Origin of the sequence: Citrobacter youngae (genome assembly GCF_003818115.1) — a bacterium.
GTDB lineage: Bacteria > Pseudomonadota > Gammaproteobacteria > Enterobacterales > Enterobacteriaceae > Citrobacter > Citrobacter youngae.
In genome coordinates this window covers 42,410-64,096 of the sequence record NZ_RPOI01000012.1, presented here as the reverse complement: position 1 = coordinate 64,096, position 21,687 = coordinate 42,410, and the positions used below count along the sequence as shown (strand labels likewise).

Sequence of the window (21,687 nt, the reverse complement as noted above, 5' to 3'; positions counted from 1 at the left end):
GAATTATTTAGGGTATAAATGAGCTCCGCAACAGAAAACAGAAACCGGTTTCAGTACGATACTGTGCATTCGGCTGGCAGGTTTCAAGCACAAGACTGTACCCGGTTTCATTTTCGTGGCGCAGTTCAAACAAATAGATAAATGATTGTAAAATGCTGAAAAAACCAGCAGATAAAACTTGATGCAGAGCAGGCTCGCAAACGTTTGCTTTCCCTGTTAGAATTGCGCCGAATTTAACTTTTACTGCAAGTAAACATGTGGGGAAGCAGGCAGTGACCGATAAAACCTCTCTTAGCTACAAAGATGCCGGTGTTGATATTGATGCAGGTAATGCTCTGGTTGATCGAATCAAAGGCGTAGTAAAGAAAACGCGTCGTCCGGAAGTTATGGGTGGTCTGGGTGGCTTCGGTGCGCTGTGCGCATTGCCGCAAAAATATCGTGAACCGGTACTGGTTTCCGGCACTGATGGCGTTGGTACAAAACTGCGTCTGGCGATAGATCTGAAACGCCACGACACTATCGGCATTGACCTCGTCGCAATGTGCGTCAACGACCTCGTGGTTCAGGGCGCTGAGCCGCTGTTCTTCCTCGACTACTATGCAACCGGCAAACTGGATGTGGACACCGCAGCCAGCGTCATTAACGGGATTGCCGAAGGCTGCCTGCAGTCTGGCTGTGCGCTGGTCGGTGGGGAAACAGCTGAAATGCCGGGGATGTACCACGGCGAAGATTACGACGTGGCAGGTTTCTGTGTTGGCGTCGTCGAAAAATCAGAGATTATCGACGGTTCTAAAGTGGCTGACGGCGACGTACTGATTGCGCTCGGCTCCAGCGGTCCGCACTCTAACGGCTACTCTCTGGTGCGTAAAATTGTAGAAGTCAGCGGTTGTGACCCAGAAACCACCGAGCTTGAAGGCAAGTCGCTGGCCGATCACTTGCTGGCTCCGACCCGCATTTACGTAAAATCCATTCTGGAACTGATCGAGAAGGTTGATGTGCACGCCATTGCGCACCTGACCGGCGGCGGCTTCTGGGAAAATATTCCACGCGTTCTGCCAGACAACACGCAGGCCGTGATCGACGAGTCTTCATGGCAGTGGCCAGCCGTCTTCAACTGGCTGCAAACGGCGGGTAACGTCAGCCAGCATGAGATGTATCGCACCTTTAACTGCGGCGTAGGTATGGTTATCGCCCTGCCAGCTCCGGAAGTGGACAAAGCCCTTGCTTTGCTCAATGAGAAAGGTGAAAACGCATGGAAAATCGGTATCATCAAAGCTTCTGATTCCGAACAGCGTGTGGTCATTGAATGAAAAACATTGTGGTGCTCATTTCCGGTAACGGAAGCAATTTGCAGGCGATAATAGACGCCTGCGAACAGAAAAAAATCAATGGCACCATACGTGCAGTATTCAGTAACAAGGCCGATGCGTTCGGCCTTGAGCGCGCACGCGAAGCGAATATTCCAGCGTACTCGCTGGAAGCCGCCCAGTTTGCCAGTCGCGAAGCCTTCGACCGCCAACTGATGCAAGAAATTGACGCCTGGGCACCCGATGTCGTGGTGCTGGCCGGTTATATGCGTATCCTCAGCCCGGCGTTTGTCGCTCACTATGCTGAACGATTGCTGAATATCCACCCGTCTTTATTGCCAAAGTATCCTGGCCTGCATACGCACCGCCAGGTACTGGAAAACGGCGATGAAGAGCATGGTACCTCCGTCCACTTCGTCACTGATGAACTGGACGGCGGACCGGTTATTCTCCAGGCCAAGGTTCCGGTATTTGAAGGCGATAGCGAAGATGACGTCACGGCGCGGGTTCAGGCCCAGGAACATACCATTTACCCGTTGGTGGTAAGCTGGTTTACCGATGGCCGTCTGAAGATGCGTGATAACGCTGCATGGCTGGATGGCGTTCGTCTGCCGCCACAAGGCTACGCCGCCGACGAATAATAAAATCCAACCTGTAAACCGGATCTCACCCTCCGGTCTACAGGCATAAATACCTTTTCCGGTTAACATCTCCGGTATTCATCTACGCTCCCCCTTTCTCTTTGCTATCAGACGGTTTATTGTCATATTTTTCTGGCACAGTTGGACATCTGAGAGCAATGCTCGCCATAATTAACCGGTAGTGTCCCGTGAATGAAACGGAGTAAAAGTGGTAATGGGTCAGGAAAAGCTATACATCGAGAAAGAACTCAGCTGGTTAGCGTTCAACGAACGCGTACTCCAGGAAGCTGCTGATAAGTCAAACCCGTTGATCGAACGGATGCGTTTCTTAGGCATCTATTCCAACAACCTCGACGAATTTTACAAGGTGCGTTTTGCCGAACTGAAGCGCCGAATCATTATTAGCGAAGAACAGGGTTCAAACTCTCACTCCCGCCATCTGTTAGGCAAAATCCAGGCTCGGGTATTAAAAGCCGATCAGGAATTTGACGGCCTGTACAACGAGCTGCTGCTGGAGATGGCGCGCAACCAGATTTTCCTCATCAACGAACGTCAGCTATCAGCCAATCAACAGAGCTGGTTACGCCACTACTTCAAGCAATATCTGCGTCAGCACATTACGCCGATCCTGATTAACCGCGAGACGGATTTAGTCCAGTTTCTGAAAGATGACTACACCTATCTGGCGGTGGAAATTATCCGCGGCGATACAATCCGCTACGCGTTGCTGGAAATCCCTTCTGACAAGGTTCCCCGTTTTGTGAATCTGCCGCCGGAAACCCCGCGTCGCCGCAAACCGATGATCCTGCTGGACAACATCTTACGTTACTGCCTTGACGACATTTTCAAAGGTTTCTTTGATTACGATGCGCTGAACGCCTATTCGATGAAAATGACCCGTGATGCCGAATACGATTTGGTGCACGAGATGGAATCGAGCCTGATGGAACTGATGTCATCCAGCCTGAAACAGCGTCTGACCGCAGAGCCTGTACGTTTTGTTTATCAGCGCGATATGCCCAATGCGCTGGTTGAAGTACTGCGTGAAAAGCTGACGATCTCTCGCTACGACTCCATTGTCCCCGGCGGGCGTTATCATAACTTCAAAGACTTTATTAACTTTCCCAACGTTGGCAAAGCTAACCTGGTGAACAAACCCCTGCCGCGTCTGCGCCATATCTGGTTCGATAAAGAGAAGTTTCGTAACGGCTTTGATGCCGTACGTGAACGCGATGTGCTGCTTTATTATCCGTATCACACCTTTGAACACGTTCTTGAACTGCTGCGCCAGGCCTCATTCGACCCGAGTGTGCTGGCGATAAAAATCAACATTTACCGTGTGGCAAAAGATTCGCGCATCATCGACTCGATGATCCATGCTGCGCATAACGGTAAAAAAGTCACCGTGGTGGTGGAACTGCAGGCGCGCTTTGATGAAGAAGCCAACATTCATTGGGCCAAGCGTTTGACCGAAGCGGGCGTTCACGTCATCTTCTCCGCACCAGGACTGAAAATTCACGCCAAACTGTTCCTGATTTCGCGTAAAGAAGGCGATGAGGTCGTGCGCTATGCACATATCGGCACCGGGAACTTCAACGAAAAAACAGCGCGCCTGTATACCGACTACTCGTTGCTGACCGCCGATTCACGCATTACCAACGAAGTCCGTCGGGTGTTTAACTTCATCGAAAACCCGTATCGCCCGGTAACGTTCGATTATCTGCTGGTTTCCCCGCAGAACTCACGGCGCCTGCTGTACAGCATGATCGACAAAGAGATCGCTAATGCACAGCAAGGGTTGCCTTCTGGCATTACCCTGAAGCTGAATAATCTGGTCGATAAAGGGCTGGTTGACCGCCTGTATGCGGCTTCATGTTCAGGTGTCCCCGTTAATTTATTGATCCGCGGTATGTGCTCACTGATCCCGAATCTGGAAGGCATCAGTGACAATATTCGCGTCATCAGCATTGTTGACCGCTATCTCGAACATGACCGGGTCTATATCTTCGAGAACGGGGGCGATAAGCAGGTGTATCTCTCCTCTGCTGACTGGATGACCAGGAACATCGATTATCGAATTGAAGTTGCCACACCGCTTCTTGACCCACGCCTTAAGCAGCGCGTGCTGGATATTATCGATATCCTGTTCAGCGACACGGTGAAAGCCCGCTTTATTGATAAAGAACTGAGTAATCGCTACGTACCGCGCGGAAACCGCCGTAAGGTTCAGTCACAATTAGCGATTTACGACTACATCAAATCACTCGAGCAACCTGACTAACTCTATGCCAATACACGACAAGTCTCCACGACCGCAGGAATTTGCTGCGGTCGACCTTGGTTCAAACAGTTTCCATATGGTCATTGCCCGCGTGGTTGATGGCGCAATGCAAATTATCGGGCGACTGAAACAACGCGTACATCTGGCGGACGGCCTTGGCGCGGATAACAAGCTAAGCGAAGAAGCGATGGAACGCGGATTAAGCTGCCTGTCGCTGTTCGCCGAACGCCTGCAGGGCTTTCCCCCGTCAAGCGTATGCATCGTGGGAACCCATACTTTGCGTCAGGCGCTGAATGCGCCAGATTTTCTCAAGCGAGCGGAAAAAGTCATCCCCTACCCGATTGAGATTATTTCCGGTAACGAAGAAGCCCGACTGATTTTTATGGGCGTGGAGCACACCCAGCCGGAAAAAGGTCGCAAGCTGGTTATTGATATCGGCGGCGGCTCAACAGAACTGGTGATCGGCGAAGATTTCGAGCCTAAACTGGTCGAAAGTCGCCGTATGGGTTGCGTCAGTTTTGCCCAGATGTACTTTCCGGGTGGTGCGATCAGCCGGGAAAACTTCCAGCGCGCCCGTATGGCGGCAGCGCAAAAACTGGAAACGCTCACCTGGCAATTTCGAATCCAGGGCTGGAACGTTGCACTGGGAGCTTCAGGCACCATCAAAGCAGCCCATGAAGTGCTGCTGGAAATGGGTGAGAAAGATGGTTTTATCACCCCTGAACGTCTGGACAAGCTGACAACAGAAGTCCTGAAGCATGCGTCATTTGAGGCACTCAGCATGCCGGGGCTGTCAGAAGAACGAAAGGCGGTTTTTGTTCCCGGTCTGGCAATACTGTGCGGTGTTTTTGATGCCCTCGCTATTCGTGAACTCCGGCTTTCCGATGGCGCGCTGCGTGAAGGTGTACTGTATGAGATGGAAGGCCGTTTTCGCCACCAGGACGTTCGTAGTCGTACCGCCAGCAGCCTGGCAAACCAGTACAACATCGACAGCGAACAGGCCCGGCGCGTGCTGGAAACGACCATGCAAATGTACGACCAGTGGCATACACAACAGCCCAAACTGGCCAATCCTCAACTGGAAGCGTTACTGCGCTGGGCAGCGATGCTGCATGAGGTTGGGCTGAACATCAACCACAGCGGACTGCATCGCCACTCGGCTTATATTCTGCAAAACAGCGACCTGCCAGGTTTCAACCAGGAGCAACAGCTGATGATGGCAACCCTGGTTCGCTATCATCGTAAAGCGGTTAAGCTGGATGATTTACCCCGCTTTACGCTGTTCAAGAAAAAGCAGTTCCTGCCGCTAATTCAGCTGTTGCGACTTGGGGTATTGCTCAACAACCAGCGCCAGGCAACCACTACGCCGCCGACGCTAACGTTGATTACCGACGATAACCACTGGACGCTACGCTTCCCGCACGACTGGTTTAGCCAGAACGCGCTGGTGCTGCTCGATCTGGAAAAAGAGCAGCAATACTGGGAAGCCGTCACAGGCTGGTGCCTTAAAATTGAGGAAGAAAACTCACCCGATATCGCTGCGTGAGTGATCGACAGGTGCCAGCGTGACTGGCACCTGTTCTTCCAGAGTTTTATGCAGCGGTCGCGGCTCACCAATCAGATAGCCCTGCAAATAATCAATCCCCAGAGAAATCACCGCACTGCGTATTTCTTCGCTTTCAACATACTCCGCGACCACCAACATTTTTTTCATCCGCGCCAGGTGACAAATCGAGGCCACGATTTGGTAGTCGAGACTATTTGAGACAATGTTACGGATAAAGCTTCCGTCAATCTTCAGGATGTCGGCACTCACATTTTTCAACCGCGCATAGCTGGCATAGCCGGTACCAAAATCATCGATTGCAATCTGACAGCCCAATGATTGCAGCTGCAGTAACGTTGCCTGTGCCTGTTCCGCATTGGTTAAGGCGTTGCTTTCCGTGACTTCAAAAATCAACTGCCACGCTTCAACCTTGTACTTAACCAGTAGCTGGTTGATGTCATGCGGAAGTCGGGCGCGACATATCGACGTGGGTGACAAGTTAATGGCAAACCGATGAGCGGGCATTTTCTCCCGATTCTGCGCCATAAATTTCAGCGTATTTTCAATGACCCACAGATCAATGCTGGATGACAAGCCAAACTCATGGGCTACCGGTAAGAAATTATCAGGAGCAATCGTTTCACCTTCATCGCCCTGAAGACGCAGCAGGATTTCATGATAAATATCGCCGCGTACGCCAGAAATCGGCTGTGCCATCAGGAAGAAGCGATCATGCTCCAGTGCCTGCTGCAAACGATTCATCATTGCCACTTTATCTTTCAGATCCCGCTGCAGGTGCATTACGCCACGTCGCTGCAAACTCTCCGGCATATTGGTTGCCAGCGAGAGCTCGGCGATGGTGCTTAACTCCCCCAGTAACAGATAAATGTGGTTAACGGGTGAGCGAACATAGCAAAAACTGATCCCAACCTGCGGTTGCAGGGGCATGCCATCCCAGACAAAACGGAATTGCCTGATATGTTTGTCCAGCGCTTCAATACGCTGCTGATGTGACTCAGTATTAAAACGCAGTATTAAATCATTACCGGATAATTGAAAAACATATTCGTCTTGTTCCAGCAACGGCGCTATCCAATGTGAGAGTTTTTGCTTGTACTGGATACGCAACATAATACCGTAGTTTTTCACCAACAGTTCCATGCCCGGTATACGCAGAAAACAAAGCACTGACCATGGCGCTTTTTTCAGCGTTCGGTTCAATGCCCGCAGGTTTGGCAAATGCACCATCGGATCAAAATATGCCAGACGATGTGTGCGTCGGGTGACAAATCGCTGACGCGTTGCCAGCACGGCAATGTAATTTACGATGAAAGAAAAAACGAGGTAACTCGAAGAGGTAATTGCAAGTTGTGTATCGTAACCCGAATACCAGGGCATATAGCGCTGATAATAATGAATGGCAGTTATCAACACGACTGTCCATATCATTGAAATAAATCGGTAACCGTAACGCATTGCGCCCCATAACATGACGGGCAGTAACAGAGACAAGGTATAATTTGTGCTGAATATCGAACTCTGTTCATTTAACGGCATACACAACAGAGCCATCAATAAAGTCAATATTATCAACCAGACAGCAAACTCTGGTCGCGTTACTTTGGTGTCAAATTGCTGCTTTAATTGCGAATAATAGCCCCGTATATGCAGCGGGTTTCGAATGGTTCGGATGATAAAATAGCATAGAGGTATACCAACAAGGTTCCCTACCAGCATAGCCTGGTAGTTGATCAACGTTCCGGTATTAAAGGGCATAACGCCCACCATACCTGATTTGCTCTCGTATACACCAACAAACGCAGCGAACTGGAAGAGAATCAGGAATAGCGTTGCCGGACAGAAAACCTGCCAAAATATTCGCTGAAACATCAGATGGGAGTCGCCGTGCGCCACGTTGTTTCTCCGGGGAGCAAAAACTTTATATCCGCCCCAACTAAGCACCACTGTAACTATAAAGTGCGTAATAATTGACAGCGTTTCAAATAACCCAACCTGCGGATATTTGTACCAACCGATAGCAATGATTATTCCTGGCAGTGCCGCCCAACTAAAAAACAACATCAAGCTAATCATCAGCGCTAAAGGCAGGTAAAAAAGGATGACTGTACCGGTACTAATATGTGCGTAGGTATTGGCAGTGCTCAATAACGGCAACAGTAAAGATGGTAAGATGAGGGGCAGCGCCCACCATTTATCTCTAATATTTATATAGTTTTTATTGAGTTTCATAGATGCTCAGTAGAATCCCTCACATCATGTAGGGGTATTTTCTGTGAAGGGCATTCAGACAGGCATCCCACCTGACTTTAAAACTATGATGTAATACACATCACAATGACTCATCAATTTTAGTTACGGATAACCGACGGGGTTTGATATATGTCAAAAAAAATATCCCCCATTAATCAATTATTACCTTTTTCTTTATTTATGATCGTTTATTCATTATTAATGCAAATAATAATATTAGTTTCCATAACATAAGTGGATAAAACCGTTGATGCAATTTTACATAACGAAGAATTGACCATTCCCTCTTAGTGTGCCTTAATGTAAGTATCGCCCACTGGTTGGGTACACTTTAAGGAACCTTTTGTGAGCCAGGTTACCAGCCTACGCAAACGACACCGATTTAACAGTCGCATGATCCGGATCGTACTGCTTATCAGCTTCATCTTCTTCTTCGGACGCTTCGTCTACTCTGCTATCGGTGCGTGGCACCACCACCAGGACAAGAAAGAATCCCAGCAGACCACCTTGCCGCAACAGACTTCTCCTGCTCAAACTGACGAACGCTGAACGCTCGTATCTGTGATCCCCTGTCTTAAGATTCCTTACCGGATGGCTAATCGCCTGACATTTAACCATCCGGTAAGGGATTTGAGCGATGAAACAATACGCTGTCTTACCCACCACACGCACTAAGTTATCGGATAAAAGACCGTGTTTTTCGCACAAATGCACAATCTTTTAATCCCACTTCACCGCACTATTCGCGCTCATTTTTACGTTCTTGTTTACTGGACATAAAAAAGACAAATACAGTTCAAACAGACGCTAATTAATATCGCCAGCATATATCACTGACGTATACATCAATGTTTTGCATGAAAATTAAATATTTATTTGAATCGTTACCATTTTTGAACACAAACAGGATAATACTATGAGTAGTTTTTCATTTTTTCCCAAAAATTCATTATCGCCATCATTGGCATAGGCTACCAGAGTCGGATTGCGGAAGTGAAACGCGTCATTACGCATATCATCGAGCAGGATGAACGCGTTGATCGGAGTCGCGGTGTGACCGTGCATCTGGGCGAACTTGCCGCCTCATCGCTTAACTTCTATGTTCGCGTTTGGGTGCGTAACGGCGAATACTGGAATACCTATTACGATCTGCTGGAAAACATCAAAGAAGCGATGGATGCCAACCATATCGACTTGCCCTATCCGCAGATGGATAGCCGTGCTCAAAACGCCCCATCACAATCACAGCCTCACCTGCAGATTGTCGATTAAAATATTTATTCCCTCTGCTGGGCCGCATTAGCGTTGACTAATCGCTTAAACACCCATCCTTAGATAAAATTTAAAAATTAAATGCTAAAAAAGAAACCGTAAATATCATCATCGTTACATGTTTCCATGTCTCACATTACAGGCTACAAAAAACAACCTCCTCCCCTCCCCAACATATCTGTACAATACTCTCTATCGTTTTCTATGCTTTATTTATGATGAAGGAATCCATAAAAATGGAACAACCGGTCAAATGTGACCCACATATCCTGTCGTTACTGAAAAAAACCTCCCTCAATCATATTGACTATCTGGTCGACGTTCTGACAGACAACGGTAAAGGCCGGGTAGCATTATCATCGTCCGTTAAGGACTTACTACTCGAAGAGAAGGCAGAACGGGACTACAGCAAGCGTGGACTGCGGCATCTGCTACATGAATTGCAGGAATATGGCGGACACTCGCTCGTTAATATTTTCCGCAGTGAGCCATTGCCTTATTCTGAGTTATTAACCGATGTTCATAAAAAGCTCAATGGCAAAGACAGCAAGAAAAAAAATAACGTCACAAAAGAACGGGAAATCGTCCTAAGTTTGTTTGGTGATGACTGGCAGTCATTAGCCGATCATGAACGTTGGGAGCGCTGCACAGAAACGAAAGTTATCTCCGGTTTTTTCAAGATGCAGGATAATCTGCGCATAAACGATAAAGGGGTTGTTATCGGCCTGTCAGCTGCGGCAAGCGTAGCGGCATTTACCGCGCTCCGCTTACATCCCGTCACTGCTATCGTCAGTACGGTCAGCCTTGCTAACCAAACGCTTGGGGAGGCATACCGGGTGACAATTCCGTTCATTGCTCATATCGCGATGCTCAACATGCTTCACTCGCCCAAAATAGCGCAGTAAAAATACCGTAACTAATCGAGCAGAATTCACCCTATGTCAACTTTAGCGAATAACAATCAGATACCTGAGCAAGAAGCGGCCTTCGAAGTGGACATCGTCGACGCGCAAAATAATGCCCTGGTGAAAATACACAGCCAGCCTGGATACTGGCAAGATCTTGCGCAACAGGACTCACAGACGGAACTGGATCCCAGCAGCATTTCACTCTTTAATCACTGGCTCAGTAGCGTCCCCACCGTCGCCACTGCCATTGCAGGTAACGCGACACAATTAATGACCTGTTCTTTCGAATACAGCCAACTGGTACAGGCGAAAGATGGCAGCGGAGCAATCGGTGCGGTACTTAATCCAGACACCAACAAAATTGGCGCACAAGCCCGATTTCACGAAGCTGAAAATCTGAAGTCGCTGGTCAATGCCAGCCTGGTTTTTAATATCGCGTCACAACTTCTGGCCCAAAAACATCTTGCCGATATTAATGAGAGACTGCGGATCATCGAACAAAAGATCGATTCGATTAAAGGCCATCTTGAACAATCGCGCCTCGCGAATATCCAGACTTTCCATGAACATCTCAATATTATTGGTTTATTACTGAGCCGTAATGAAATTATCACCAAAGAGTCACTACTGAACCTCGCCAAAAGCGCGCAGGAAGTGCGCTCGCAGGTTAAGCATCTTGAAAAGGATATCACTCAGGCATATCGAGAAATTGAACAATTTGAACCGACCAGTTGGTTTGGATCTGACGATCTCCGGGAAGCGCTCAAACTGAAAATCAGCAATGTTGAACGGTTGCAGCGTGAGTATCTGACGGGTATGCAATGTTTGTTAGTTGCTAATCTCATCCTGTTCATCAAGCATGACGGCAACCAAGAGTTTGTCCTGACAAGCGAATTATATTTAAAAGAACTGAATGCCAGCAACGGCATATTTCAGCAATGGGAAAAAATAAAACGTAAAGTCGCCCATCATCTAAGCAAGATGAAGCCATTATTTGAACGAACAAGCAGCACCCAGGCAAATGCCTTACAGGTAGAACGCAAGCTAAATCAAACGGATAGCCTACTTAATACTGATAACGTTTTACTTACACAACTCGGCGAACGCATCCAGGCAGCCCAATCACCGCAGGTATTGTTAGAGATTGTGGATAATAAGGTGCTGAGAGGTCGATTTTTGCGTTAGCATACCGACGCTAACTAAACGTCAAGAATTGGCTATACAATACGAGATGTCGCGGCTGGAGCAGCGGCATCTCGCCAACCAAGAGGATGAAGGTGTGCTGGCGGTGATATCCACAAATTATTGATATTTGGCAATCCCATTCTAATGGCGATCGACTTGAAACATACGCTATAAATTCTGCAAGAATATATCCAGTTTTAGTAATAACGATCCTTATTCAACTTTTAATCCTATCCCATTCCTTAACCGTGAATATTTTGCCCAAAATGGTTTTATTAACTGAAGATAAACATTGTTTCCCGGCGAAAGACTATTGTGGATTTCAGCAAAAGATAGTTCAACATCGGATTCATATGCAATATTTGGAGCGCAAGACCTTGTTCAAATAATAAGCAGAGCATGGACTCCTAGAAGTAATCAATATGGATATTCATTATTATTAAATGATTTTCTTTATGACTCGACTTGGGATGCTGCACGAACGGCTATCAATAAAACTTTATCTTTCCCAAGAACATGGGCACTACGCACTAACAGAGGGGCAGAATGGGAAGCATTGGGAATGCCAACTCATACCTCCTGAATTTTGGCTACCTCAGCTTAAACTTAGGCGTTGATGAAACAGAAAGCGCAAACATTTCAACAAGATTCCCTTAACCCTTTTTGCTCATGCGCGAGGCACTTTTCTGCCCAGCCTGATGGATCCCCAGCCTCATGCAATAAAATGCAGACCGTTCGTCGCATATCATTGAAGGTAAAATTTGTGAAAGTTTCCGCATTTCTGATCAGATTTTACCATCACGTTTCTTCGCAGCAAGCGAGGTCCGGTGGGCGATACGGCCACATAGAAAATTCATGAATACACATAAATAAAAACCCTCTGTAAAAACAGAGGGTTGATTGCATTTTTACCTGTTCATGAAAACTCAGAAAGGGTTATCGGCTTATTCCCACTCAATGGTAGCCGGCGGCTTACCGCTGATGTCATACACCACGCGGGAGATACCGTTAACTTCGTTGATGATGCGGTTGGAAACGCGGCCTAAGAAGTCATACGGCAGGTGCGCCCAGTGCGCGGTCATAAAGTCGATGGTTTCTACTGCACGCAGGGAAACAACCCAGTCGTACTTACGGCCATCGCCCATCACACCAACGGAACGTACCGGCAGGAACACGGTGAACGCCTGGCTGACTTTGTTGTACAGGTCGGCTTTGTGCAGTTCTTCGATGAAGATAGCATCCGCACGACGCAGCAGGTCGCAGTACTCTTTCTTCACTTCGCCCAGTACGCGAACACCCAGACCCGGGCCCGGGAACGGGTGACGGTACAGCATGTCGTACGGCAGGCCCAGCTCCAGACCAATCTTACGCACTTCGTCTTTGAACAGTTCACGCAACGGTTCAACCAGACCCATCTTCATCTCTTTCGGCAGGCCGCCCACGTTGTGGTGAGATTTGATAACGTGCGCTTTACCGGTGGCGGAAGCCGCGGATTCAATCACGTCCGGATAGATAGTGCCCTGCGCCAGCCATTTAACGTCTTCCAGTTTCAGTGCTTCTTCATCGAACACTTCAACGAACACACGACCGATGATTTTACGTTTGGCTTCCGGATCGTTCTCACCTTTCAGCGCATCCAGGAAACGCTGTTCGCCTTCAACGTGAACGATGTTCAGGCCGAAATGGTCACCGAACATATCCATGACCTGCTGGGCTTCGTTCAGGCGCAGCAGACCGTTATCGACGAAGACACAGGTCAGGTTTTTGCCAATCGCGCGGTGCAGCAGCATTGCGGTAACGGAGGAGTCAACGCCGCCAGACAGGCCGAGGATCACTTTGTCATTGCCAACCTGCTCACGAATACGGGCAACAGCGTCGTCGATGATTTTTTCCGGCGTCCACAGCGCTTCACACTGGCAGATATCGCGCACAAAGCGCTCCAGCATGCGCATACCCTGACGGGTGTGGGTGACTTCCGGGTGGAACTGCACACCGTAGAAGCGTTTTTCTTCATGCGCCATGATGGCGAACGGGCAGCTGTCGGTGCTGGCAACAGTCACGAAACCTTCCGGAATGGCGGTCACTTTATCGCCGTGGCTCATCCACACGTCCAGCAGCGGTTTGCCTTCTGCAGTCAGGGAGTCTTCGATACCACGGATCAGCGCGCTGTCGGTCTGAACTTCAACCTGCGCATAGCCGAATTCACGTTCGTTAGACCCTTCAACATGGCCACCGAGCTGCATTGCCATGGTCTGCATGCCGTAGCAAACGCCGAACACCGGCACGCCGGCATTGAACACGTACTCTGGCGCACGCGGGCTGTTTGCTTCGGTGGTACTTTCCGGACCACCGGAAAGAATAATACCGCTTGGGTTGAATTCGCGAATTTGTGCTTCCGTAACATCCCATGCCCACAGTTCACAGTAGACGCCCAGCTCACGTACGCGGCGTGCGACCAGCTGAGTGTACTGCGATCCGAAATCGAGGATGAGAATGCGATGTTTATGAATATTGTCTGTCATTGACGCTAATTCCGAGGCAAGTGAAACAAATTCGCCCGGCACAGAGCCGGGCGCGGAAACTTATCAGGAGCCCATGCGGTAGTTAGGGGACTCTTTGGTGATGGTCACATCATGAACGTGACTTTCCTGGATACCCGCACCGCTGATACGGACAAATTCAGCCTGAGTACGCAGCGCGTCGATAGTACCACAGCCGGTCAGCCCCATACAGGAGCGCAGCCCGCCCATCTGCTGGTGAATGATCTCTTTCAGGCGACCTTTATACGCTACGCGGCCTTCGATACCTTCAGGGACCAGTTTGTCGGCGGCATTATCGCTCTGGAAGTAACGGTCGGAGGAGCCTTTGGACATCGCGCCCAGAGAGCCCATACCGCGGTATGATTTGTAAGAACGGCCCTGGTACAGTTCGATTTCACCCGGGGATTCTTCGGTACCTGCCAGCATGGAGCCAACCATGACTGCAGCAGCACCTGCAGCAATCGCTTTCGCGATGTCGCCGGAGAAACGAATACCACCATCGGCGATAACCGGAATGCCGGTGCCTTCAAGCGCTGCAACCGCGTCAGAAACAGCGGTGATCTGCGGTACACCTACGCCGGTAACGATACGGGTAGTACAGATGGAGCCTGGGCCGATACCGACTTTCACCGCGCTGCAGCCGGCTTCCGCCAGTGCGCGAGCACCAGCGCCAGTTGCCACGTTACCACCGATGATCTGCAGATCAGGATATTTAGCGCGAGTTTCACGAATACGCTGCAGTACGCCTTCAGAGTGACCGTGAGAGGAGTCAATCAGCAGTACGTCAACGCCCGCGGCAACCAGCGCATCAACGCGCTCTTCGTTACCTGCACCCGCACCGACAGCAGCGCCAACGCGCAGACGACCATGCTCGTCTTTACAGGCGTTAGGTTTACGTTCCGCTTTCTGGAAATCTTTAACCGTGATCATGCCGAGCAGGTGGAAGCTGTCATCAACAACCAGCGCTTTCTCAACGCGTTTTTCGTGCATTTTGGCAAACACGACATCGCGCGCTTCGCCTTCGCGAACGGTCACCAGACGCTCTTTCGGCGTCATGTAAACGCTCACTGGCTGGCTGAGATCGGTCACAAAACGTACGTCACGACCGGTGATGATGCCGACCAGTTCGTTATCTTCAGTCACAACCGGGTAGCCTGCAAAACCGTTACGCTCGGTCAGTTCTTTCACTTCGCGCAGCGTGGTGGTTGGCAGAACGGTCTGCGGGTCGGTCACCACGCCAGATTCGTGTTTTTTCACACGTTTAACTTCTTCGGCCTGGCGCTCGATGGACATGTTTTTGTGGATAAAACCGATGCCGCCTTCCTGGGCCAGGGCAATTGCCAGGCGCGCTTCCGTCACGGTGTCCATTGCCGCGGAGAGCATAGGAATGTTCAGGCGAATGGTTTTCGTCAACTGGGTGCTAAGATCAGCAGTATTCGGCAGAACGGTAGAATGAGCGGGAACGAGGAGGACGTCGTCAAACGTCAGGGCTTCTTTTGCGATACGTAGCATGGGCAATATCTCACCTGGGAGGTTATTAAATATTGCCGCGGCATTATACAGAGCGTAACCGATTGCATCCACACTTTTTGCAAAAAACCTTGCGCTCCTCTGTGAGCATGTTACTTTCGACTGAATAACCTGCTGATTTAGAATTTGATCCCGCTCACATGTTATCCTCTCAGACCACCTCAATTTTTACCGTAAGCCGCCTGAATCAGACGGTTCGTTTGCTGCTTGAGCAAGAAATGGGGCAAGTGTGGATCAGCGGTGAAATCTCCAATTTCACTCAGCCGTCCTCGGGTCATTGGTATTTTACGCTCAAAGATGACACCGCTCAGGTTCGCTGCGCGATGTTTCGCAACAGCAACCGCCGGGTAACGTTCCGCCCACAGCACGGGCAGCAGGTACTGGTACGCGCTAACATTACATTGTATGAGCCGCGTGGGGACTACCAGATAATCGTCGAGAGCATGCAGCCAGCTGGCGAAGGGTTGTTGCAGCAGAAATACGAGCAACTGAAGGCGAAGCTCCAGGCCGAAGGCCTCTTTGACCAACAGTTCAAACAGCCGCTCCCCTCACCTGCGCACTGCGTTGGGGTCATCACCTCTAAAACCGGCGCCGCGCTGCATGATATTCTCCACGTGCTGAAGCGTCGTGACCCTTCCCTGCCCGTGATTATCTATCCAACCGCCGTCCAGGGCGATGATGCGCCAGGACAAATTGTGCGCGCCATTGCGCTGGCGAACGCGCGGGGCGAGTGTGATGTACTGATTGTCGGTCGTGGTGGCGGCTCGCTGGAAGATTTATGGAGCTTTAACGACGAACGGGTAGCGCGGGCGATCTTTGCCAGCCGGATTCCAGTCGTCAGCGCCGTCGGCCACGAAACCGATGTGACCATCGCTGATTTTGTTGGCGATCTGCGCGCGCCAACGCCATCTGCGGCGGCCGAAATTGTCAGCCGCAACCAGCTTGAACTGCTGCGTCAAATTCAGCAGGGTCAGCAACGTCTGGAAATGGCGATGGATTACTATCTCGCCAACCGAACTCGCCGATTTACCCAGCTTAATCACCGCTTGCAACAGCAGCATCCGCAGCTGCGTCTGGCCCGTCAGCAGACCGTGCTGGAACGACTAAGTCAGAGAATGAACGCCGCTCTTGAGAATAAGATTAAACAGGCAAATCAGCGTCAACAGCGCATGCTGCAGCGTCTGAATCAGCAAACCCCGCAGCCGCGTATTCACCGCGCGCAAACACGTATTCAGCAACTGGAATACCGACTGGCGGAAAATATTCGCTCGCGCGTCAGCCAGCAACGCGAACGTTTCGGCAATGCGGTCACGCATCTGGAAGCCGTCAGCCCACTGGCAACGCTGGCGCGCGGCTATAGCGTCACTACCGCGACAGACGGCAAAGTGCTGAAGCAAACCAAACAAGTGAAGGCCGGTGATGTTCTCACCACCCGACTGTCAGATGGTTGGGTAGAGAGCGAAGTGAAAGGCGTAACGGCGGCAAAGAAAACGCGTAAGAAAAAGCCGGATTAAACCGGCGCAAACTCCACGCGTTTTTTCGAAATAAGGCCATGGCCGTTCTGACAGAAATAATCCACTGCGCCGCAGGCTTTTAACACTTGCAGTGGCAGATGGCACTCCGGACAGCGCGCTTCTAACGGAATAACTTTTTTGCAGTTTTCACAGTGCGCCACACCGTTTTGCTGTTCCAGTTCTGCGTGACATTCCGGGCAGTTCATTGACATGGTAACTCCTATAAAGGGCGTTCAGCTCTGCGCTAATTTTACCACGATACGCTTAGTGTGGGCCACGCAGCTGTTGCTGCAAGGTGAGTAATCGTTCAACCTCCTCCAGTCTGCGCTGCGTTGTGCGCCTCACCTCCTGTGGGTTGCGTTCAAACAGACTTTGCGCCCCCAGAATATGTTCCGCCAGACAATGGGCATAAATCGTGCCAGGAAGCTTCCAGCGACGCACAGCATCACCGTCAATCACTTCCAGTACATCTTCTGTACCGCGCCGATCATGACTGATGATACGACCATCGCTCAGATACAGACGCAAACCTTTTTGACCGCCAGTTGGACCCGCGTACTTATTCAGCCAGATATCCAGCGGTATGCCGCTAATCTGCCCCTGAAGATGAGCTTCACCCTCTGCCGTGGTCAGGTCACTCTGGGGGATATCACGCCCCAGACGGTCTTTAGCACTCACTAACCGCAGCACCATCTCATTATTCCCTCCCAGATACCGTACCGTTTCCCGCAGCATTGCTAACACGTGCGTACCGATATCCAGAATCACGCCATCCGGGTGGCGAAGTTCACGCGTGTCCGGTTCACCGGTGGCAAAGTTAAGCGCTATCGGCTCCCCTGCGGTGTTAAACCCGCTTGGCTCCTGCAAGAAACCTTCGATTTTCACAATCTCGGCAAAAGTGCTGACCAACCCTCGCTTCACCGTTTCGATGCGCGCCATCCAGTGGTCTAGCGCCAGCACGCGATCAGCAACACCGGGTTGAACCAGCAGCATTTTCAGTTTTTCAATTTGGGAAAGCGTGGCGACAATAGGTTTTTCAACCACGATACGTGCGATGGGAGAGGCCAGGGCCTGTTCAAGCACCTCAAGATGATGTAGGGATGCGGTCGTGATAAACAGGGTATCAAGAGGCTGAGTAAGCAGTTCTTCGAGCGATGTACAACGCGTCACGCCTGCTGGCTGTTTTGCGGGTTGAACGTCAAATCCCACGCAGCGTAGTGAATCACCGAACATGTTACGTAATGCAGGCAAGTATGCCGTTTCAACGACTGCGCCAAGTCCAACAAACCCAAACAGCATGTTCTTACCTCGAAAATTAAATGGCCGGGACATAACGTCTGCCCCGGCACAATCGAGGTGTTATCAGGCGCTGGTCACCGGTTTAGTTTGCGTATTCTCCAGCATGCGACGAATCGGAACAATGAGGACGATCAGTACTGCAGCGCAGATCAGCAGCGCAATCGAACAGCGCGCGAAGAGATCCGGCAGCATATCCAGTTGGTCAGCCTTCACATGGCCACCAATCAGACCCGCGGCCAGGTTACCCAGCGCACTGGCGCAGAACCACAGACCCATCATCTGTCCACGCATTCTTTCCGGCGCCAGCAGCGTCATGGTTGCCAGACCAATCGGGCTCAGACACAGTTCGCCAAGCGTCAGCATCAGAATACTACCCACCAGCCAGAATGGCGAAACGCCTGCACCACCATTATTCAGCACGTTTTGCGCTGCCAGCATCATCAGGCCAAAACCCGCTGCGGCACACAGAATACCGATAACGAACTTGGTGATGCTGCTCGGGCGAATGTTCAAGCTGGCAAGTTTCGGCCACGCCCAGCTGAACACTGGTGCCAGCAAGATGATAAACAGCGCGTTGATCGACTGGAACCACACCGCCGGGATTTCAAAATCGCCGATCATACGATTAGTGTAGTCGTTAGCGAACAGGTTAAACGACGTTGGTTTTTGCTCAAATGCCGACCAGAAGAAGGCCGCGGAAACCAGCAGAATAAAGCAGACCAACAGTCTGGCGCGCTCTTTACGGTTCAGCCCCGCAAAGACAAACAGGTAGATGAAGTAGAGGGCTACGGATGCCGCAATCACATACACCAGCACACTGGCTACCGCGACCGGGTTAATCACAATCACTCCCTGCGCAATCAGGGTAACAACAATTGCTACACCAACTGCCAGCGCCAGCAGCCACGTGCCCACACCGTTACGCTTCACAACCGGGCTGTTCCAGGTAGAGTCCAGCCCGACTTCGCTGTCGTAGCGTTTCATCGCCGGAACAGCAAATACGCGGAAGATAATTAACGCGACCAACATCCCGATGCCACCGATTCCAAAACCCCAATGCCAGCCATGAGATTTAATCAGCCACCCGGAGATCAACGGCGCGATGAAGGAGCCCATGTTGATGCCCATATAGAACAGCGAGAAACCGCCATCACGACGCGCATCGCCTTTTTTATACAGCGTGCCGACCATCACCGAGATACAGGTCTTGAACAGACCAGAGCCGAGCACGATAAACATCAGGCCGATAAAGAACAGGTTGTCACCCATGATGGCCGAGAGCGCAATCGACAGGTGACCAAGCGCAATCAGGATGGAGCCATACCATACCGCCTTTTGTTGGCCGAGCCAGTTATCCGCCAGCCAGCCACCTGGCAGCGCAGCAAGATACATGGTACCGGCAAAGATACCGACAATCGCCGAGGCATTTTCACGCGCCAGCCCCATACCGCCGTCATAAACGGTAGCCGCCATAAACAGGATCAGTAACGGACGAATGCCATAAAACGAAAAACGCTCCCACATCTCAGTAAAGAACAATGAGCCGAGCGGATAAGGATGACCGAAGAAAGTTCGGCTTTCTTTTTGATTAACAGAGGATTGCATAATTCTCCCGAAAAGATATGTCGTGTGCTTGTAAACACCGTGATGTACGCCGGCCAGTTACGTAGCTGGTCGATTTTTTACATACGGCGAAGAGTTATTTAACCATTTGATAACCTGACAGTAGTTTTGTCTAGTACCAACCGGGTGACTTTAAGATGAAAATTCGACAATTGTCTACTTTCTTAGATTTAAACTTGGTAAAAAGCGAATAGTCATTGACAGCAAACAGACAGGTACAGGCGAAAAAAAGCCCGCGATTTACGCGGGCCTCTATCGCCATCAGCAAGGTTACTTACTTTTTTTGATGTGCTTAATCAAACGCTTACGCTTACGCATCTGCGTTGGTGTCAGTGTATTACGTTTGTTGGCAAACGGGTTTTCCCCTTCCTTGAACTGAATACGGATTGGTGTACCCATGACTTCCAGTGATTTGCGGAAGTAGTTCATCAGATAGCGCTTGTATGAATCCGGCAGGTCTTTCACCTGGTTACCGTGGATCACCACAATCGGCGGGTTATAACCACCGGCGTGTGCGTACTTAAGCTTCACACGGCGACCACGCACCAGCGGCGGCTGATGATCTTCTACTGCCATGGTCATGATGCGAGTCAGCATCGCGGTGCTGACGCGACGGGTTGAGCTGTCATACGCTTCGCGCACGGATTCGAACAGGTTACCTACACCGCTGCCGTGCAGCGCGGAGATAAAGTGAACACGGGCAAAGTCGATAAAGCCCAGACGGAAGTCCAGTGTCTCTTTTACCTGTTCTTTCACTTCCTGCGTCAGGCCATCCCACTTGTTGACGACGATAACAAGTGAGCGCCCACTATTGAGGATAAAGCCCAACAGCGAGAGGTCCTGATCGGAGATCCCTTCGCGAGCGTCAATCACCAGCATCACCACGTTGGCATCTTCAATTGCCTGCAACGTTTTGATTACGGAGAATTTTTCTACCGCTTCGGTAATTTTACCGCGCTTACGTACCCCCGCAGTGTCAATCAGCACATATTCGCGCTCATCACGCTGCATTGGGATATAAATACTGTCACGCGTGGTCCCCGGCATGTCGTAAACCACCACGCGGTCTTCGCCAAGAATACGGTTAGTCAGTGTAGACTTACCTACGTTCGGGCGCCGACAATCGCCAGTTTGATCGGCAGATCCTGCGGATTGAAGTCGTCTTCAGGCTCTTCTTCGCCGTTTTCCTCGGCTTCCAGTTTCGCCCAGTATTCCGCATCTTCATCCACTTCTTCCTGCGGTGCGATATCATCCATCCACGGCAGCAGAACATGCTCCAGCAGGCTGAGGACGCCGCGACCATGGGACGCCGCGATGGGGTAAATTTCGCCCAGCCCCAGTGAATAGAAATCGACAACAGCCTGATCCGGATCGAGTCCGTCAGTTTTGTTGGCAACAAGGAAGGTTGGTTTCTGGCGCGCACGCAGATGCTTGGCAATGGCTTCATCTGCCGGCATCAGGCCAGCACGCGCATCCACCATAAACAGCACAACGTCCGCTTCTTCGATAGCCAGCAACGACTGCTCAGCCATACGGGTTTCAACACCGTCTTCGGTGCCATCAATACCACCAGTATCAATGCAGATAAACTCGCGGCCTTCAATTTCCGCACGACCGTACTTACGGTCACGAGTCAGACCCGGGAAATCCGCAACCAGCGCATCTCGGGTGCGAGTTAGACGGTTAAATAACGTGGATTTGCCAACGTTAGGGCGCCCGACAAGCGCGACCACAGGTACCATGTTTAAAGCCTCATTTAAAAAATCATCA

General features: G+C 50.4%; 14 protein-coding genes and 2 pseudogenes. 9 read left to right on the top strand and 7 right to left on the bottom strand.

The annotated features are described in order from the left end of the window. The first annotated feature begins 272 nt into the window (after positions 1 to 272). The 4 genes from purM (at position 273) to ppx (ending at position 5,775) form a co-directional block, all read left to right on the top strand. Positions 273 to 1,310 carry a phosphoribosylformylglycinamidine cyclo-ligase gene (purM, locus tag EHN13_RS10845; protein WP_124021382.1) on the top strand — a complete coding sequence of 346 codons (1,038 nt, stop codon included), beginning with the start codon at positions 273 to 275 and terminating at the stop codon, positions 1,308 to 1,310. After that, a complete protein-coding gene (gene purN / locus EHN13_RS10840) occupies positions 1,307 to 1,948 on the top strand; it encodes a phosphoribosylglycinamide formyltransferase (RefSeq protein WP_124021381.1) in 642 nt (213 codons plus the stop codon). The genes purM and purN overlap by 4 nt, the downstream gene beginning before the upstream one ends. A gap of 214 nt (positions 1,949 to 2,162) precedes the next feature. After that, on the top strand, positions 2,163 to 4,229 hold the full coding sequence (ppk1, locus tag EHN13_RS10835; RefSeq protein WP_048210939.1) for a polyphosphate kinase 1: 2,067 nt from the start codon (positions 2,163 to 2,165) through the stop codon (positions 4,227 to 4,229). Positions 4,230 to 4,233: 4 nt separating this feature from the next. Then, on the top strand, positions 4,234 to 5,775 hold the full coding sequence (gene ppx, locus EHN13_RS10830; protein WP_061068325.1) for an exopolyphosphatase: 1,542 nt from the start codon (positions 4,234 to 4,236) through the stop codon (positions 5,773 to 5,775). On the opposite strand, the gene EHN13_RS10825 is transcribed toward ppx, so the two are convergent. Continuing rightward, the gene (locus EHN13_RS10825) at positions 5,755 to 8,025 is read right to left on the bottom strand and encodes a bifunctional diguanylate cyclase/phosphodiesterase (RefSeq protein ID WP_124021380.1); all 2,271 of its coding nucleotides are present in this window, start codon (positions 8,023 to 8,025) and stop codon (positions 5,755 to 5,757) included. The genes ppx and EHN13_RS10825 overlap by 21 nt on opposite strands. A gap of 366 nt (positions 8,026 to 8,391) precedes the next feature. Between EHN13_RS10825 and EHN13_RS10820 the strand changes: the two genes are divergently transcribed. The 4 genes and pseudogenes from EHN13_RS10820 to EHN13_RS10805 all read left to right on the top strand — a co-directional run bounded on the left by EHN13_RS10820 (position 8,392) and on the right by EHN13_RS10805 (position 11,411). Next, positions 8,392 to 8,595 (top strand): YfgG family protein, encoded by a 204-nt coding sequence (locus tag EHN13_RS10820; RefSeq protein ID WP_071887371.1) that lies wholly within the window; start codon positions 8,392 to 8,394, stop codon positions 8,593 to 8,595. A gap of 408 nt (positions 8,596 to 9,003) precedes the next feature. Beyond that, positions 9,004 to 9,318 (top strand): annotated as a pseudogene (locus EHN13_RS10815) (mechanosensitive ion channel protein MscS); the annotation flags it as partial. Between the two features lie 215 nt (positions 9,319 to 9,533). Beyond that, positions 9,534 to 10,223 carry a YaaW family protein gene (locus EHN13_RS10810; protein WP_124021379.1) on the top strand — a complete coding sequence of 230 codons (690 nt, stop codon included), beginning with the start codon at positions 9,534 to 9,536 and terminating at the stop codon, positions 10,221 to 10,223. A 33-nt stretch (positions 10,224 to 10,256) separates the two neighbouring features. Continuing rightward, positions 10,257 to 11,411 carry a hypothetical protein gene (locus EHN13_RS10805; RefSeq protein ID WP_061068328.1) on the top strand — a complete coding sequence of 385 codons (1,155 nt, stop codon included), beginning with the start codon at positions 10,257 to 10,259 and terminating at the stop codon, positions 11,409 to 11,411. Positions 11,412 to 12,355: 944 nt separating this feature from the next. Here the strand turns inward: EHN13_RS10805 and guaA are convergent. Together guaA and guaB are read right to left on the bottom strand one after the other, a co-directional pair. Then, positions 12,356 to 13,933, bottom strand: a complete 1,578-nt coding sequence (guaA, locus tag EHN13_RS10800; RefSeq protein WP_124021378.1) for a glutamine-hydrolyzing GMP synthase — start codon at positions 13,931 to 13,933, stop codon at positions 12,356 to 12,358. A 63-nt stretch (positions 13,934 to 13,996) separates the two neighbouring features. Next, positions 13,997 to 15,463, bottom strand: coding sequence for an IMP dehydrogenase (gene guaB / locus EHN13_RS10795; protein WP_048210934.1), 1,467 nt, complete (start codon positions 15,461 to 15,463; stop codon positions 13,997 to 13,999). Positions 15,464 to 15,621: 158 nt separating this feature from the next. On the opposite strand from guaB, the gene xseA reads away from it, so the two are divergent. Next, positions 15,622 to 16,995 (top strand): exodeoxyribonuclease VII large subunit, encoded by a 1,374-nt coding sequence (xseA, locus tag EHN13_RS10790; RefSeq protein ID WP_124021377.1) that lies wholly within the window; start codon positions 15,622 to 15,624, stop codon positions 16,993 to 16,995. On the opposite strand, the gene EHN13_RS10785 is transcribed toward xseA, so the two are convergent. The 4 genes and pseudogenes from EHN13_RS10785 to der form a co-directional block, all read right to left on the bottom strand. Then, positions 16,992 to 17,207 carry a zinc ribbon domain-containing protein gene (locus EHN13_RS10785; protein WP_048210932.1) on the bottom strand — a complete coding sequence of 72 codons (216 nt, stop codon included), beginning with the start codon at positions 17,205 to 17,207 and terminating at the stop codon, positions 16,992 to 16,994. The two genes, xseA and EHN13_RS10785, sit on opposite strands and share 4 nt — an antisense overlap. Positions 17,208 to 17,259: 52 nt before the next feature. Beyond that, positions 17,260 to 18,294 carry a Gfo/Idh/MocA family oxidoreductase gene (locus EHN13_RS10780; protein ID WP_124021376.1) on the bottom strand — a complete coding sequence of 345 codons (1,035 nt, stop codon included), beginning with the start codon at positions 18,292 to 18,294 and terminating at the stop codon, positions 17,260 to 17,262. A 63-nt stretch (positions 18,295 to 18,357) separates the two neighbouring features. Beyond that, a complete protein-coding gene (locus EHN13_RS10775; protein WP_124021375.1) occupies positions 18,358 to 19,899 on the bottom strand; it encodes a peptide MFS transporter in 1,542 nt (513 codons plus the stop codon). Between the two features lie 288 nt (positions 19,900 to 20,187). Beyond that, positions 20,188 to 21,659: pseudogene (der, locus tag EHN13_RS10770) on the bottom strand (ribosome biogenesis GTPase Der). Positions 21,660 to 21,687: the final 28 nt, after the last annotated feature.

Bases quoted from the DNA above. Each gene is read 5' to 3' on its own strand.
- purN (WP_124021381.1), top strand. From the start codon at position 1,307: ATGAAAAACATTGTGGTGCTCATTTCCGGTAACGGAAGCAATTTGCAG.
- ppk1 (WP_048210939.1), top strand. From the start codon at position 2,163: ATGGGTCAGGAAAAGCTATACATCGAGAAAGAACTCAGCTGGTTAGCG.
- ppx (WP_061068325.1), top strand. From the start codon at position 4,234: ATGCCAATACACGACAAGTCTCCACGACCGCAGGAATTTGCTGCGGTC.
- EHN13_RS10825 (WP_124021380.1), bottom strand. From the start codon at position 8,025: ATGAAACTCAATAAAAACTATATAAATATTAGAGATAAATGGTGGGCG.
- EHN13_RS10810 (WP_124021379.1), top strand. From the start codon at position 9,534: ATGATGAAGGAATCCATAAAAATGGAACAACCGGTCAAATGTGACCCA.
- EHN13_RS10805 (WP_061068328.1), top strand. From the start codon at position 10,257: ATGTCAACTTTAGCGAATAACAATCAGATACCTGAGCAAGAAGCGGCC.
- guaA (WP_124021378.1), bottom strand. From the start codon at position 13,933: ATGACAGACAATATTCATAAACATCGCATTCTCATCCTCGATTTCGGA.
- guaB (WP_048210934.1), bottom strand. From the start codon at position 15,463: ATGCTACGTATCGCAAAAGAAGCCCTGACGTTTGACGACGTCCTCCTC.
- xseA (WP_124021377.1), top strand. From the start codon at position 15,622: ATGTTATCCTCTCAGACCACCTCAATTTTTACCGTAAGCCGCCTGAAT.
- EHN13_RS10785 (WP_048210932.1), bottom strand. From the start codon at position 17,207: ATGTCAATGAACTGCCCGGAATGTCACGCAGAACTGGAACAGCAAAAC.
- EHN13_RS10780 (WP_124021376.1), bottom strand. From the start codon at position 18,294: ATGCTGTTTGGGTTTGTTGGACTTGGCGCAGTCGTTGAAACGGCATAC.
- EHN13_RS10775 (WP_124021375.1), bottom strand. From the start codon at position 19,899: ATGCAATCCTCTGTTAATCAAAAAGAAAGCCGAACTTTCTTCGGTCAT.